Here is a 16,168-nt window from a genome sequence, read left to right on the forward strand (position 1 = left end):
ACATGAGGTTCACATCAATGTCCGCAGCTCTACCAATCAAACTCGACAATCCAGCTTTATGGCGCACACAAGCCTACATTGACGGCAAATGGATCGATGCCCCCCATAACGCTGTATTCGCTGTTGATAACCCCGCCACTGGACAAACCATTGCGCAAGTCACCAATCTTGGATCAGAGCAAGCCCATCAGGCTATCTCAGCTGCCAATTCGGCCTGGCCTGCATGGCGGGCATTAACCGGCAAGGCCCGTGCTGGCATTTTGCGCAAATGGTTTGATCTCATCAACCAAAACGCCGATGATCTCGCGCGCATCATGACCTTGGAGCAAGGCAAGCCATTTCCTGAAGCCAAGGGCGAAGTCGCATACGGTGCCTCATTCGTTGAGTGGTTTGCTGAACAGGCCAAACGGATCATGGGTGACACGATTGATGCGCCGATGCCTAATTCTCGTATTCTGGTGTTACGTGAGCCTATCGGCGTTTGTGCAGCCATCACACCATGGAATTTCCCGATTGCCATGATCACACGTAAGGTATCACCGGCCTTAGCTGCCGGTTGCACCGTGGTGCTCAAGCCTGCCGAACAAACGCCTCTTTCAGCGCTTGCGCTCGCTGAACTAGCACAACAGGCTGGCGTACCAGCCGGTGTGCTGAACATTGTGACCGGTGATAGCGAACAGTCTATCGCCATGGGTAAAGTGCTGTGTGATAGCCCGGTGGTGCGCAAATTAACGTTCACCGGCTCCACTCAGGTTGGTCGCATCCTGATGCAACAAAGTGCACCTACCATTAAAAAGTTATCGCTAGAGCTTGGCGGCAACGCTCCTTTCATCGTGTTTGATGATGCTGACCTTGACGCTGCTGTCGAGGGAGCCTTGGCATCCAAATATCGCAATGCTGGGCAAACTTGCGTGTGCACCAATCGCTTTTATGTACATGCCAAGGTATACGACGCGTTTGCTGACAAACTCGCACAAGCGGTGAAACAGCGCCTCAAGGTCGGAGAAGGTTTTGAGCACGATATCACCACAGGGCCTTTGATTGATGACGCTGCCATTGCAAAAGTAGAAGAGCATGTCAAAGATGCTTTGGCTAAAGGAGCAAAAGTGCTCACAGGCGGTAAACGCCATGACCGTGGTGGACGCTTTTACGAGCCTACCGTGCTGACGAACGTCAATCGCGACATGATTTGTATGCGGGAGGAAACATTTGGCCCGGTGGCGCCCATTGTCAAGTTCGAGGATGACCTTGACGTGATTAAACAAGCCAATGACACTGAGTTTGGATTAGCCGCTTATTTCTACAGTCGGGACATCGGACGCATTTTCCGGACTGCTGAAGCACTCGAATATGGAATTATCGGGGTGAATGCCGGGATTATTTCCAGTGAGGTTGGACCGTTTGGCGGGGTCAAGCAATCGGGTTTAGGCCGCGAAGGTTCGGTTTACGGCATAGACGATTTTCTTGAGATGAAATACGTTTGTATTGGCGGCATTTAATAACGTAAAACCCCATGTGCCATAGACAATCAAAAAGTCCGGACCGAGTGATTTAGCTGGTCCGGACTTTTTGTTAAATCACATGTCATAGAGCACTTACGATGACGATGCAGCTGCCTCACGAGACATTCGACGACGCTCGTGCTCTTGCAAATATCGCTTACGCAGGCGGATTGACTTAGGCGTGACCTCAACGAGCTCATCATCATCGATGAACTCAACTGCGTATTCAAGCGTCAGTTTGACTGGCGGCGTCAAATCAATGTGCTCGTCCTTACCCGATGCACGTACGTTGGTAAGCTTTTTTTCACGGATAGGATTAACGACCAAATCATTATCACGACTGTGAATACCAATGATCATGCCTTCGTAGAGCGACTCTCCTGGGCTGACAAACATCCGACCACGCTCTTGTAGCTTCCATAACGCATAAGCCACAGCCTCACCGTTGTCCTGACTGATTAATACCCCATTGCGACGCTCGCCAACCGAACCCTCTTTTACTGGTGCGTAGTCATCAAATATATGACTCATGAGACCGGTGCCTCGGGTTAATGTCAGAAACTCGCTCTGAAAGCCGATCAAACCGCGAGCAGGTATTCGATATTCCAGACGGGTGCGCCCTCGACCATCGGATTGCATGTCTTGTAATTCACCTTTACGGCGGCCAAGCTCCTCCATAACGGCTCCCTGGTGAGCATCCTCAACATCACAGGTCAGCAGTTCAAACGGCTCGCATCGAACACCGTCAACCTCTTTAAAAACTACTCGAGGCCGCGACACAGCCAACTCATAGCCCTCGCGTCGCATATTCTCTAGCAAAATCGTCAAGTGCAATTCACCGCGGCCGGCGACCTCAAATACGGTGTCGTCATCCGTATCACGCACACGCAAAGCCACATTGGCTTTTAACTCACGGTCAAGTCGATCACGGACCTGGCGACTGGTGACGAACTTTCCTTCACGGCCGGCAAGCGGTGATGTGTTGACCATGAAGTTCATCACAAGTGTTGGCTCGTCAATTCGCAACATCGGCAATGGTTCGATAACTGACGGATCCATTACCGTGCAGCCAATACCCAGATCCTCGATACCATTGATCAGCACAATATCGCCAGCCTGTGCTTGATCAACTAATACGCGCTCTAGCCCCTGAAACTTCAAGACCTGGTTAATTCGGCCTTTGCCAGCCTGACCATCAGGACCAAACTGATAAACGACTTCCATGCCAGACTTGATTCGTCCGCGGTTGATACGTCCAACCCCGATCTTGCCGACATAGCTGCTGTAATCAAGCGAGATAATCTGTAGTTGCAACGGACCATCAGCATCATCGTTACGCACTGGCACATACTGCAAAATTGCCTCAAACAAGGGGCGCATATCACCGTCGCGAACGCTAGGCTCTAGTCCAGCGTAACCATCAAGACCAGATGCATAAATCACTGGGAAATCCAGTTGCTCTTCAGTTGCACCGAGCTTGTCAAATAGATCAAACGTTGCATTGACGACGTAATCTGGGCGCGCACCGGGACGATCAATCTTATTGACCACCACAATCGGCTTTAGGCCTAAGGCCAGCGCTTTACGTGTCACGAAACGTGTTTGGGGCATTGGGCCCTCAACGGCGTCCACCAGCAACAAAACACCGTCCACCATCGACAAGACTCGCTCAACCTCGCCGCCGAAATCCGCATGCCCTGGAGTATCAACAATGTTGATATGAGTACCCTCGTACTGAACGGCGCAGTTTTTAGCAAGGATAGTGATACCACGCTCGCGTTCTAGGTCATTTGAGTCCATTACACGCTCATCAAGCTGCTGGTTCTCACGGAAAGTGCCTGATTGACGCAATAACTGGTCAACCAACGTCGTTTTGCCGTGATCCACGTGAGCGATGATGGCGACATTACGCAAAGCGCGTGACATAATCATTCCTTATTAATCAATAAATACCGATACTATCGACTGCCACATCCAACACTGCCAGCGCCAGGCAGTCGACATGACGGTGGCAACTGATCCAAACTCAACACTGCATCAGTCGGCGCATCAAGTGACTCCAGCGCTGGCAAAGTCCACGCGTCTTCAATACTGAAGTCACCTATACGGGTGCGTTCCAGTGCCACTAAGTGGGCTCTACAACCTAACGCACGACCGATATCCTGCGCCAAGGTTCTTACATAGGTACCTTTGCTGCAATCAACCAATACTTTCGCGTACTGACTGTCAAACTCAAGCAATTGCAGTTTATGAATCACCACCTCACGAGGCGCACGCTCGATTTCAATGCCTTTACGGGCATACTCATAGAGCGGCTTACCTTTATGCTTCAGTGCCGACGTCATCGGCGGTACTTGCTCGATCGTACCCACAAATTGTTGCAACACCGCTGACAGTTGCGCTTGCGTCGGCGCACAAAAATCTACACCCAAATCCACCACGACCTCACCAGTCAGGTCACCAGAGTCTGTTTCCTGACCGAACTTTAGTGTCGCGATGTACTGTTTGTCAGCATCAAGCATCTGGCCGGCGATCTTGGTACCCTTACCAAGACAACAAATCAACAACCCGGTGGCAAACGGATCGAGCGTGCCAGTATGCCCAGCCTTTTGTGCGTCCACAACTCGCTTGACGCGCTGTAAAACCTGATTGCTTGACCAATCTACAGGCTTATTGACCAGAACCAATCCGTCAATAACCTGCCCACGACGTTTACGCATTAGCGTCTACCCAACCCAGAATGCCCGAATGAGCGTCTCAGTCAATACCTTCTTTGTCCACAGCAGCTTGACCCGAATTCGCCTGATCAATCAACTTGGACATCTCGATGCCACGCTCAACTTGAGGATCATGATAGAAACGCAAGGTTGGCACAGTGTGAATATGCAGCAGTTTGAACAACTGGGCGTGCAACCACCCGGCCTTTTCATCAAGAGCTTTTTGAGCAACTGATGGCTCAGCACCCAATACTGTGAAGTAAACCTTCGCGTGCGCGTAGTCAGCAGATAAATCAACACCAGACAATGTAATCAAACCATACCGGCTGGTATCAATCTCACGCTGGATCAAGTGTGCCAAATCCTTTTGGATTTGATCAGCGAGACGCACATTGCGCCCGCCGGTCACTTTTTGCTTATGACGCGTCATTCAGTCGGCCTCAAAGCGTACGTGCAACTTCACGAACTTCAAAGACCTCGAACTGATCGCCAACCTTGAGATCGTTGTTACCTTTCAGGGTAATACCGCAATCAAACCCAGACTTTACTTCTTTGACATCATCCTTGAATCTGCGCAGAGAATCAATGTAGCCAGTCCAGATCACCACATTATCCCTCAGCAAACGTACCTGAGCATCACGACGGACCAAACCATCTGTGACCATACATCCCGCCACTGAACCTATCTTGGAGATGTGGTAGACCTCACGCACATCGACCATGCCAATAACTTCTTCACGGCGTTCAGGTGCAAGCATGCCGGACATCGCTGCTTTAACCTCGTCGACCGCGTCATAGATGATGTTGTAGTAACGGATGTCTACACCATTATTTTCAGCCAATTTCTTGGCGCTTTGATCAGCTCGGACATTAAATCCGATGATGACAGCACCAGATGCAATGGCTAAGTTGACATCACTCTCGGAGACACCACCGACAGCAGCATGAACCACTTGCACCTTGACCTCTTCGGTCGACAACTTCACCAAAGCGGCAACTAGCGCCTCCTGTGAACCCTGAACATCAGTTTTCACAATCAGCGACAGCGTTTGCATGCCCTCTGCGACTTGCTCAAACATGGACTCAAGCTTGGCTGCTTGCTGCTTGGCAAGCTTGACGTCGCGGAACTTGCCTTGGCGGAATAATGCGATTTCACGTGCTTTGCGCTCATCTGCCAGAGCAATAATCTCATCACCCGCAGCAGGCACCTCGGTCAAACCCTGAATTTCAACCGGGATGGACGGTCCCGCCGACTGGATCTGCTTGCCATTCTCATCAAGCATCGCACGAACACGCCCGAAACTCGCACCAGCCAAGACGACATCACTACGATTCAATGTGCCTGACTGGACCAAGACGGTTGCGACTGGACCACGACCTTTGTCAAGGCGCGCTTCAATGACCAACCCTTTTGCTGGAGCGTCAACAGGTGCTGTGAGCTCAAGAATCTCTGCCTGCAGCAATACGTTCTCCAGCAGATCATCGATGCCCTGCCCTGTCTTGGCTGAGACCGAAACAAATGGAACATCTCCACCATATTCTTCCGGCACCACTTCTTCAGCAACTAACTCTTGCTTGACACGATCAGGATTAGCCTCGGGCTTATCAATTTTGTTAACCGCCACGACCAAGGGCACGCCTGCCGCCTTGGCATGATGGATTGCTTCACGCGTTTGCGGCATGACGCCATCGTCAGCGGCCACCACGAGAATTACGATATCGGTTGCCTTTGCACCGCGGGCGCGCATAGCAGTGAACGCCTCGTGGCCTGGTGTATCGAGAAATGTCACAATGCCACGATCGGTTTTGACGTGATAAGCACCAATATGTTGCGTGATGCCACCGGCTTCACCAGAGGCAACCTTGGCACGCCGAATGTAATCGAGCAGTGATGTCTTACCGTGATCAACGTGGCCCATCACTGTCACGACGGGCGCGCGTGAGGTTTGCTCGAACTCAATGGCGGCAGACTCTTCAAGGAAAGCCTCAGGGTCGTCTAACTTGGCTGCGACCGCAGTGTGACCCAGTTCTTCGACGACAATCATTGCCGTTTCCTGATCGAGCACTTGATTGATGGTCACCATTTGCCCGAGTTTCATCAGATGCTTGATCACCTCGGCAGCTTTGATTGACATCTTGTGAGCCAAATCTGCAACCGTGATGGTCTCTGGTACATGAATTTCACGTTGCACAAATTCAGCTGGTGCCGCTTCCTGCACCTGCGCACCCTTACCTCGCTTATTCGATTTTCCGCCCTTGCCTGAACGCCAACCATCCCGCGCTGGTGCAACCGCCTGCTTTCCTGTTGGCTTCTTTCTACCAGCTTCTTCCGACCAGGTTGAAGCAACGGCACCCGACTTGATCGTCTTTTTCGAACCCTCGGATTTTTTATCGCCTGTCTTTGTGCCACTAGGCTTGTGCAGTGTGCCTTTGATCGCGGCAGCATCGGACTCAGACTCAGCTCGCAAAACCTTTTTCGGGCGGCTCAGCATGTCACGAAGGGCCGCAGCCTCACGCTCTGCCTTTCGTCTCGCTTCTTCGCGATCCTGCAAGCTCGAATCAGATACCTCTTTGCGCTTTTGCCCACTACCAGCCAAAAGCTCCTCGTCGCCATTATCAGTACGTTGCGGCTCGATTTCCACGCGCTCGACCAGAACAGCCTCAGACTTAGCATTCGTCACTTCTGGAGTCGAGCTGTCGCTTTCTGCCATCGGGGCTTCGGGCTCACTGAGCGCTGAAGCAGGCGACTGAGAATCTTCCGGTCGGGTAATCGCCTCATCAGATGCCTGCTGTGTATCAGTAGCGTCTTGCGACTGAACGACGGATGACGACTCTTTCGGATGCGACTCAGCGTCTACCTGATCTGCAACTTTCTGCTGATGATCATCCACAACCGTTTCATACAGCTGTTTAACCGAGGAATCACCTGGGGCATCCTGAGCAACCGGAATTTGTGCTGTTTCAGCCGCTGCTTGAGCCTCTGACTCAGCCGCTAACTCAGGTGTGGTGGCCTCTGCAGACTCAGACACCAGATCGCGCTTTACAAAAACTCGCTTTTTCCGTACTTCGACCTGGATTGTTCGTGAACGCCCGGCTGCATCTGCCTGACGAATTTCCGATGTTTGACGGCGCGTCAACGTGATCTTCTTGCCATCCTTGGCACCATGCGAACGACGCAGTGACTCGAGCAGTTGCGCCTTATCAGCATCCGACACGGCATCACCAACCGATCCGACATTAACGCCCGCTGCACGTAACTGTTCAAGCAGCACTTCGGCTGGCATTTTCAGTTCATTTGCAAACTGGGCAACGGTTGTACTCGACATTAGACTCTCTCTTACCTTGGATCGGATCAACACGGTGACCAAGTCACCTGTCGATCTCTAACACTACGCTATTTCATTGCTGGCCTTCAAACCAGTGCGCCCGGGCTGCCATGATGAACTCAGCAGCACGCTCGGCTGGCATCTCTGCCATCTCAGCCAGTTCATCAGTCGCAAGATCAGCCAAGTCATCGCGGGTGTTGACACCGTTTGCACTTAGCTTGGCCACCAGTTCTGCAGTCATTCCTTCAATATTCAGCAAATCCTGAGCTGACTCAACACGCTCTTCCTGAACAATTGCCTCAGTCAAAAGCGCATTGCGAGCTCGACTACGCAATTCATTGATCGTATCTTCATCAAATGCCTCAATTTCCTGCAGCTCAGCGATAGGAACATAGGCGATTTCTTCAAGGCCAGTGAACCCTTCATCAATCAAGATCTCAGCAACCTCATCGTCCACATCAAGTTTTTCCATGAACACGGCACGAAGTTGGTCACGCTCTTGAGCCTGACGATTCTCGCTTTCTTCTGGCGTCATGATGTTGATCTGCCAACCCGTCAAATCAGATGCTAGACGGACATTTTGCCCCCGTGAGCCAATCGCCTTGGGTAGGTTTTCTTCGTCAACCACCACATCCATGGCATGACGATCCTCATCCACAAGGATGGACTCGATGTTGGCTGGTGCAAGAGCCCCGATCACAAACTGCGCAGGATCCTCAGACCACAATACGATATCAACCTGTTCGCCTCCAAGCTCATTGCGAACTGCCGTCACGCGCGAACCACGCATCCCGACGCAGGTACCAATCGGATCAATGCGATTGTCATAAGCAATGACAGCAATTTTTGCACGCACACCGGGATCACGAGCTGCACCTTTTATTTCCAGCAGCCCCTGTTCAATTTCAGGCACTTCGTTCTCAAAGAGCTGCTTGATAAATTCAGGTGCCGTTCTTGAGAGAATCACTTGTTGACCACGAGCGGCACGATCTATGCGTAAAACCCATGCGCGGACTCGATCGCCTAAGCGTAAATTCTCCTTCGGGATCATCTCGCTACGCGGCAGTCTAGCCTCTATTTTTCCAACTTCAACGATGGCATCGCCCTTGTCCATCCTCTTGACTGTGCCAGAGACAATGGTTTCACCGCGCTCCAAGAAGTCGTTGAGCATCTGCTCACGCTCAGCATCACGAATACGCTGCAAGATGGCTTGCTTAGCCGCTTGCGCGCCGATTCGCCCGAACTCAACCGGCTCCACTGGCTCTTCGATATACTCGCCAACCTGAATATCAGGGAAGGATTCTTGTGCGTCGGTCAGAAGCTCCTGGCGATCAGGTTCCTGCAGTCCTGCGTCATCAGGAACGACGAGCCAGCGACGAAAGCCCTCGTGTTCGCCAGTCGCTCGATCGACAGCCACACGTATGTCAGCATCTTGATCAAAACGTTTTTTCATGGCTGACGCCAAGGCGCCCTCTAGTGCTTCGAACACCACCTCACGGCTAACGTTCTTTTCACGCGCCAAAGCATCAACTAGCAACAAAATTTCGCGACTCATCGCTTTCTACCCTTGAAATCTAGGAGCGGATCAAGCTTTGCACGCTCCACGTCAGTGACGTCAAACGCTACCCGCTTGGTCTCAGCCTTATTTTCCTGATACTCAACAACAAACTGCTTCGAGCCATCTTGCTCACAAGACCGCTGCAAAACACCCTGAAACGAACGTCGACCTTGAACTGCGTCTCTCAGTCGTACATCAATACGCTCACCCACAAACCTTTCGAAATCACGCTCGGTCCTCAAAGGACGATCCACACCAGGTGACCCAACCTCGAGACGCCGATAGTCGATTCCTTCCACCTCAAAGACCCGCGACAACTGTCGCGATACGCGCTCACAGTCCTCAATTTTGATGTCGGACACCAGTCCGCCCTCCCCTGTGAATGGACGATCGATCGTCACGCGCAGCAATCCTAGAGGGGCACGCTCTACATCAACGACTTCCAAATCCAAGGCCGCGACGGCTTCTCGGGTTAACTCGATTAAATCTTTCATACCCTAAAAAAAATGGGCTGTTGAACAGCCCATTTGTATCTGGCGGTCGGTCGCATAGGTCGCGCACAATACGGACCTGAAAAACCAACATTCAACATAGGAGTTTACCACGAAACACCCGTCACACGCTGACTGAATCGCCCACTATTCCAGTAGTTAGCGGTTCTTCAAAAACCCTAGTCGTGACTCATGGGCTTTAGCGCCAGATGGTTGCCAATCATCGTCGCGTCGCGGACCGGATCCGCTGCGTTGACTGCGCCCCTTACTCGAACCTGGCTTACCAGGCTTTGGGGCCCCTTTGCGCGCTTGATGCTTACCAACCGGTTGATTTCCCGGGGCTGAGGATCCCTTACCCCTGCGGCCCGCTGATACAGCTCCTGGATGGCCATTAGCAAATCCGCCTGTCACGGTCATCACAGAGGTCACCAGCGGATCAGGACTACCTGCTGCTTTGCCGTTGCGGGGCTTGCCAGATTGCCCTCGATGACGACCGGTCGCCGGTGCCGCTTTTTTCTGACCACCGAAACCTGGAGGCAAAGCACTGTCATGGCTAACTGGCTGCTTAGCTTGCCGACCCCGGGCACCACGTTTTACGCTGTCGTCGTCCTCGTCTTTTAGCAAACCCACTTGAACCAACAAGGCATTCACCAAGTCACCGCTCAGCTCTTCCCAGCGCCCCCGCCTCAAGTTATTTGGCAGAACGATCTCGCCAAACCGAGTCCGAATCAAACGGCTAACTGTCAAACCCACTGACTCGAAAATTCGGCGCACTTCGCGATTTCTACCCTCTTGCAGCGTGACCCGATACCATCGATTGCTGCCCTCGCCACCAAGGAATTCAACGCTACCAAAACGGGCTACACCGTCATCTAGCTCGACGCCTTCTATCAACTTCAATCGGATTTCATCACTCAAATCACCTAGAACACGCACTGCATATTCACGCTCGTTCCCATAACGCGGGTGCATGAGTCGATTAGCCAGGTCGCCTGACGTGGTCAGTATCAACAAGCCTTCAGTATTTAGGTCGAGTCGACCCACTGAAAGCCACTTTCCAGTTTTGATGCGCGGTAACCTTGAAAACACCGTGGCTCGCCCGGCTGGATCGTCATGACTAACAATTTCACCCGCAGGTTTGTGATAGAGCACGACTCGAGGCGGCTTTTTGCTAGCGTTGCGGTTAACTGGTTTGCCGTTAACCCGAACCACATCTGATGTGCTTACGCGTTGACCGATATGAGCAGGTTCACCATTGACCGAGACGCGGCCAGCGATGATCAGCTCCTCCATATCTCGACGTGACCCGATGCCAGCCTGAGCAAGAACCTTGTGCAGCTTTGGCATCAGTAGTTCACTTTGCAAGTACTTACCGAGCCGTTGTGCAGTTTTTGGAGTCTGTTCGAGATAATTCAGAGCGGTGGCTGGAGTATCCTCCTCCACCATCGGTCCGTCAGAAACAAGCTCTGACTGATTTGCGGATCTTGCCTCAGTTGCAGCATCATCCTGCTCTGCGGCCTGCACCACTGGTGCGCGGCGCCGCCGAAATGGTGCTCGCACCTTACTGGATTTTGATTTTTTAGGGCGCGTCGACGTCTCAGACGCCGAACCGTCTTGCTGTGTGTGGCCAATCTCTGTCTTATCAGTCGGCATCGATTCAACCGAGTCCGGTGCGTGATTGTCTGTTTGTTGTGCGGTCACGATTACTCCGATTCACGCGAGGAAATGGGATGAGGGCTATTCGAATCATCTTCAGACTCGGTTGTACTTGGCTGTTGCGCAGCCTCCTCGGATTGCGTTTCATGAATATCAGATACTGAAAGGGATAGATCAGCGATCGGCGGTGTATGCTGGACTGTCTCTAGCCCATCGTTCAGATCCGAGGGATCAACGCCTGATTCCGTCGATGCGGCATCATCTTGTGCCTCATCGGATGTCAAAACGTCAGATTCAGAGTCGGCATGTTCCAAGACATCAGCCTCCATCTGGTCGTCGATCAAAGTCGGGGAGTCACACTCATCACTCACACCCGGCTGAATCGAATCAGACTGAGTTTGCTCAAGCACAAGCCCGCCGTCTTGCTGAGACTGCTCAGCGATTGGTTGTAGAGCGGGCAATTCGTCTAGTGCTCGAAGACCTAAATCATCCAAAAATAATTTTGTAGTGCCTAATAAAGCAGGTCGCCCCGGCCCGTCACGGTGCCCTATGGTCTCAACCCAGCCGCGGTCCTCGAGTGTTTTGATGATTTGCGAAGAGACGGTCACACCGCGAATAGCTTCAATATCACCTCGCGTGACAGGTTGCTTCCAAGCAATAATTGCTAGCGTTTCCAAGACCGCACGCGAGTATTTAGGAGCTCGCTCCGGATTGAGTCGCTCCAAAAAACGTTGCATTTGAATACGACTTTGAAACCGCCAACCTGTTGAAATCTCGACAAGCTCCAGCCCTCGATCTTGCCAATTAATCTGCAATGCCTCTAACCAACCTCTAACGTGCTCTGCACTGACTTCTTCAGGCTCAAACAGTTTTTGCAAAGCGGCAAGGCTCATTGGCGCATCCGCACATAGCAACGCAGTTTCTACCACGTTTATTGCTTGCTGGTCTTCCATAGTTCTCCAAGAGTCACGCTGACTCCACTTCCTTCACTAGTCCCAACTTGATGAGCAAGGGACGATTTGCTATACTTTATTCCATCAGACGCGGGGTGGAGCAGTCTGGCAGCTCGTCGGGCTCATAACCCGAAGGTCGTAGGTTCAAATCCTGCCCCCGCAACCAACATCAAAAGCCGGCTGTCTGCCGGTTTTTTCATTTCTAGCCGGTTTTTTTCATCTTTTGTTTTGACAGTTGTTTTGCTTTCGGCCATTCGCCGGTGCTTGGCCACAGCGACACACTTAATACCTAAACACAGCACACCCAACAGCCCTTCACCCTGCCAAAACACAAACACGAGTCGTATTACCAGACAGCCACAGCAGTTTTACTGTTCAGACTCATCCACGTTTTTGTTGCTTACTGAGTACCAATTGATTGCCAACCGAAACTCTGAGGCTGGGAGCAGCGGGACTCCGATCGATAAATCCAGACGAAATTAATTTGGCGACGCTGACCTCTCAACACCACACATTGTAGGGAGAGAGATTTCCAAAAAGTCTCAATTTGACCAGGCGAGGCCCTGCGCCACAGCAAGACAACCATGCTTGACTTTGGCAGGTTCGGTCATCTTAAACAACCGACAGCTACACGGCAAGAAGCCTCAAGCCGTTGCGTAGTGTATATCAAGCGCTCTCAAGGGGCAAACTAGCCACAAGACGAAACCGCTGCCCTAGAAACGGCGCATGCTGCAGCGTTTTGACTAAAGCGCTGTCAGTAGAGGCCTGAGTAACAATCAATATGCCAGCCACCTCAGGCTCTTGGCGTCGAAGCAGTCGTAAAAACAAACGGCTAAGCGAACCCGCTAATTCAGAACGCATTGAGCAGCATAGACACCCTTGTGAATCTGCAAGCTCATCAGTTCCAATTAAAACCGTGCGCAGTTCAGTCGGCCAGTCATTCGCTGACGTATTGGCAGCAAACACAACAAGCCTGCCAAGATCAGACGCTACCAACCCCGTTAGCAACACATTCGAAACACGCTGCGGCGTTGCGTTTAACAAAACGAGCACAGGCAGGCGCCGGTCAGTATGATCTGAGCGTAAGATTTGTACCAGGTGTTGTTCGGCAGTTAGGTTTGTTTTTGAGAACATAGCGACTTTTTAAAGGGCCTAGGATTAAACCGACGCCCCCGCTCAAAAAATGCCAGCAGCTGACAACAGGTAATTAACACTCTATCCATGATTCCATAAAACTCAATGATTAAATCAGAATCCCAACAACTAGTCGATCTAGCCATCACCTCACGGCGTTCAATCCGGGCTTTTCTACCAACGCCGATTGCACATGAGGACATCAAACAAATCTTGGCCGTCGCCTCGAGGGCGCCGTCTGGGACCAACACACAACCTTGGCGCGTTTATGTTGTGACTGGTTCTAGGCTTGCGACGATGAGCCAAGAGATCGTACAGGCATTTATGAATCCTTCGCCGTCAGACGACTTTGCTGATGAATACCAATACTATCCCGACAAGTGGTTTTCTCCTTACATTGAACGCAGACGTAAAGTTGGCTTTGATTTGTACGGCCTGCTCGGGCTTGGTAAAGATGACAAATTAGGCATGAAAGAACAACACGCGCGAAACTTCAAGTTCTTTGATGCTCCGGTCGGTTTGATATTTAGCATCGATCGCAATATGGGGACGGGCTCATGGCTCGATTTTGGTTGCTTCATGCAAAACATCATGATTGCGGCACGAGGACGAGGTCTAGACACTTGCCCGCAAGCAGCATTTAACGCTTACCACAAGATCATTCGCCGTCACACTGGCATGGCAGACAATGAAATTATGATGTGTGGGATGTCGATGGGTTATGCAGACGACACCAAAATCGAGAACACGCTCATTACCGAGCGCGAACCCGTGGAAAGTTTTGCAACGTTTTTGGAGTGATACGAGATCACGCCTTAGGTCAAGGCAGCTCGGGAATGTAACCGCTGAGAAACTTTGGCAACCGCGATCGCGATAGCCGCAATGACAACACCGGCCAGACTTAACTGCAGGTGACTTAGCCCCAAGTCACCGCCACCGGGTATCGCCATTGCCAAGCCACCAGCAGCCAAAAGCACACGCGAGAACAAACCAAGTGTGCCGGTGTGCATCGAGCCAACCTTCAACAGGTAGCCCTCTAGCGCTGAGGCAATCAAGGCAATACCAACAATCGCCGTGATCAGCACCACAATAATGTCCGATAGGTCGCCACGTAGAATCAACGCCGGATTAAGTACGAAGAAAAACGGTACGAAGTACATGGCGCTACCGAGGCGCATGGACTGAACCCCAACCTCTACCGGGCGTGCACCGGCTACTCCGGCTGCCACAAATGATGCCAGCGACACCGGCGGCGTAATGAAAGACACCATTCCCCAGTACATCATGAACAGATGTACGGCCAAAGGATCAAATCCAGCAGCAACCAAGGGCGGCGCCAAAACAATAGCCAGGAATATGTAGCACGCCGTAATTGTCATCCCCATGCCAAAGATAAAACTCGTCAACGCACCCATGACTAGCAGCACGTAGACGTTATTGCCCGCTAGGTAAATCAAGTCATTTGCCAATGTACCGGCCAGTCCGGTAACTGACATGGCACCGATAATCAGTCCAACCCCAGCCAATAGAGCCGCCAGCTCCGCCAATGATGCCGTCACACCAGTTAGTAGTTTCCCAAGCTTTGTCCAATTAAGTCGATATTTCGGGCTGAACTGGTTGATCACCAAAAGCAAGGCAGTCGCATAAAAAGGAGCAAGTGACTCCACTTGTTCAACTAAAAGCAAGTAAATCAGAACCACAAAAACGATGATGTACTGCCAGCCCTCTTTCATGGTCTGCCTTATTGAGGGTAACTCCTCAATAGGTAACCCCTTAAGCCCATGGCGAGCGGCGTAACCGTCAATTTGCATGAACAGCGCGAAGTAGAAAAGAATCGAGGGCACCGCCGCCGCAATGGCGATCTGCGCGTAAGGCATGCCCAGAAAGGCAGCCATAACAAAGGCCGTCGCGCCCATAATTGGTGGCATCAACACACCACCGGTCGAGGCACATGCTTCCACACCGCCAGCGTACTTGCCAGAGAACCCCGTACGCTTCATCGCAGGGATTGTAACCACGCCAGTGGTCAGCACATTTGAAACCACGCTACCAGACACTGAGCCCATCAGTCCACTGGCAAAAATCGACACTTTGGCAGGTCCACCACGAACCTTACCGAATAGCGCAAAGGCGATGTTATTGAAAAACTCTGAGGCACCCGTAAACTGCAGTACTGCCCCAAACATCACGAAACCTATCACCAACTCCCCAAAAGCGCGCATTGGGATACCCAGCACACTCTCGCTACTAGTGAAGTGATAGCCGATGGTGGTCATCAAATCTTGTGGCAGCCCGGCGATTGGACCGGGCATCATCCCGGCGTAAATGGGATACAAAGAGATGATCGTGACCACAACAAATACTGCGGTTCCACCTGCACGGCGGGTCGCTTCTAGCAATAACAACCAGCCAACTGCTGCAATGTAGACGGCAGTGTCAGGGGCCATAAACTCCCAGCCCTCAGAAATAATCCGCTTACTGTTGTAGGCAAAATAGCCGAACACAACGATGGTTAATAGAAAGCAGACGGCGTCATACCAGGGAACCTGATTGCGCGCCGCCCGCTTGGTTGCCGGCACAAACAAAAACACCAGACCAATTAATAACGCAGCCAGCAGGTACAAGTAGGACGTGTCAATCAGGACCACGCCAACGAAGAAACCCCAGTTAAGGAGTTGGTTCAGGGCAAGAAACAGAGCAGTCACCCCGAAGGTAACCGCCACTGCCTTCCAAAACCCTGTCAACACCCGAACCCGGGACTCGCTTTCACCTGCAGCAGCAGGGCTGCCACTAGGAAGTCCAGCCCCACTGCCATTTGCCGCTTGCTGCAT

At 51.8% G+C, this 16,168-nt stretch carries 12 protein-coding genes and 1 tRNA gene; 3 read left to right on the forward strand and 10 right to left on the reverse strand.

Annotated elements, in window-relative coordinates; genetic code table 11:
* The first annotated feature begins 17 nt into the window (after positions 1-17).
* Positions 18-1,499, forward strand: a complete 1,482-nt coding sequence (locus tag DHf2319_RS07930) for an NAD-dependent succinate-semialdehyde dehydrogenase (protein ID WP_243477654.1) — start codon at positions 18-20, stop codon at positions 1,497-1,499.
* Positions 1,500-1,595: 96 nt separating this feature from the next.
* Here the strand turns inward: DHf2319_RS07930 and typA are convergent, their stop codons facing one another.
* The 8 genes from typA to scpB form a co-directional block, all read right to left on the reverse strand.
* Positions 1,596-3,428, reverse strand: a complete 1,833-nt coding sequence (gene typA, locus DHf2319_RS07935) for a translational GTPase TypA (RefSeq protein WP_243477656.1) — start codon at positions 3,426-3,428, stop codon at positions 1,596-1,598.
* Between the two features lie 32 nt (positions 3,429-3,460).
* Positions 3,461-4,222: a tRNA pseudouridine(55) synthase TruB gene (gene truB / locus DHf2319_RS07940; RefSeq protein WP_243477661.1), complete on the reverse strand. Its 762-nt coding sequence runs from the start codon at positions 4,220-4,222 to the stop codon at positions 3,461-3,463.
* Between the two features lie 37 nt (positions 4,223-4,259).
* Entirely contained in the window at positions 4,260-4,649 is a 390-nt protein-coding gene (gene rbfA, locus DHf2319_RS07945) for a 30S ribosome-binding factor RbfA (RefSeq protein WP_243477662.1), read from the reverse strand.
* Positions 4,650-4,659: 10 nt separating this feature from the next.
* Positions 4,660-7,545: a translation initiation factor IF-2 gene (gene infB, locus DHf2319_RS07950; RefSeq protein WP_243477664.1), complete on the reverse strand. Its 2,886-nt coding sequence runs from the start codon at positions 7,543-7,545 to the stop codon at positions 4,660-4,662.
* Positions 7,546-7,618: 73 nt separating this feature from the next.
* Entirely contained in the window at positions 7,619-9,100 is a 1,482-nt protein-coding gene (gene nusA / locus DHf2319_RS07955) for a transcription termination factor NusA (protein WP_243477666.1), read from the reverse strand.
* A complete protein-coding gene (gene rimP / locus DHf2319_RS07960; RefSeq protein ID WP_243477667.1) occupies positions 9,097-9,597 on the reverse strand; it encodes a ribosome maturation factor RimP in 501 nt (166 codons plus the stop codon). The genes nusA and rimP overlap by 4 nt, the downstream gene beginning before the upstream one ends.
* Before the next feature lie 156 nt (positions 9,598-9,753).
* Positions 9,754-11,247 carry a pseudouridine synthase gene (locus DHf2319_RS07965; RefSeq protein ID WP_369810245.1) on the reverse strand — a complete coding sequence of 498 codons (1,494 nt, stop codon included), beginning with the start codon at positions 11,245-11,247 and terminating at the stop codon, positions 9,754-9,756.
* Between the two features lie 50 nt (positions 11,248-11,297).
* Positions 11,298-12,203 (reverse strand): SMC-Scp complex subunit ScpB, encoded by a 906-nt coding sequence (gene scpB, locus DHf2319_RS07970; RefSeq protein ID WP_243477671.1) that lies wholly within the window; start codon positions 12,201-12,203, stop codon positions 11,298-11,300.
* An 89-nt stretch (positions 12,204-12,292) separates the two neighbouring features.
* Between scpB and DHf2319_RS07975 the strand changes: the two genes are divergently transcribed.
* Positions 12,293-12,369: transfer RNA gene (locus DHf2319_RS07975), tRNA-Met, on the forward strand.
* 500 nt (positions 12,370-12,869) lie between these two features.
* Here DHf2319_RS07975 and DHf2319_RS07980 read toward each other — a convergent pair.
* Entirely contained in the window at positions 12,870-13,337 is a 468-nt protein-coding gene (locus DHf2319_RS07980) for a hypothetical protein (RefSeq protein WP_243477672.1), read from the reverse strand.
* 105 nt (positions 13,338-13,442) lie between these two features.
* Between DHf2319_RS07980 and DHf2319_RS07985 the strand changes: the two genes are divergently transcribed.
* Positions 13,443-14,138 (forward strand): nitroreductase, encoded by a 696-nt coding sequence (locus DHf2319_RS07985; RefSeq protein WP_243477674.1) that lies wholly within the window; start codon positions 13,443-13,445, stop codon positions 14,136-14,138.
* Between the two features lie 14 nt (positions 14,139-14,152).
* On the opposite strand, the gene DHf2319_RS07990 is transcribed toward DHf2319_RS07985, so the two are convergent.
* Positions 14,153-16,168 (reverse strand): TRAP transporter permease, encoded by a 2,016-nt coding sequence (locus tag DHf2319_RS07990; protein ID WP_243477676.1) that lies wholly within the window; start codon positions 16,166-16,168, stop codon positions 14,153-14,155.

This window comes from Orrella daihaiensis, from assembly GCF_022811525.1.
In the GTDB taxonomy this organism is placed as follows: Bacteria; Pseudomonadota; Gammaproteobacteria; order Burkholderiales; family Burkholderiaceae_B; genus Algicoccus; species Algicoccus daihaiensis.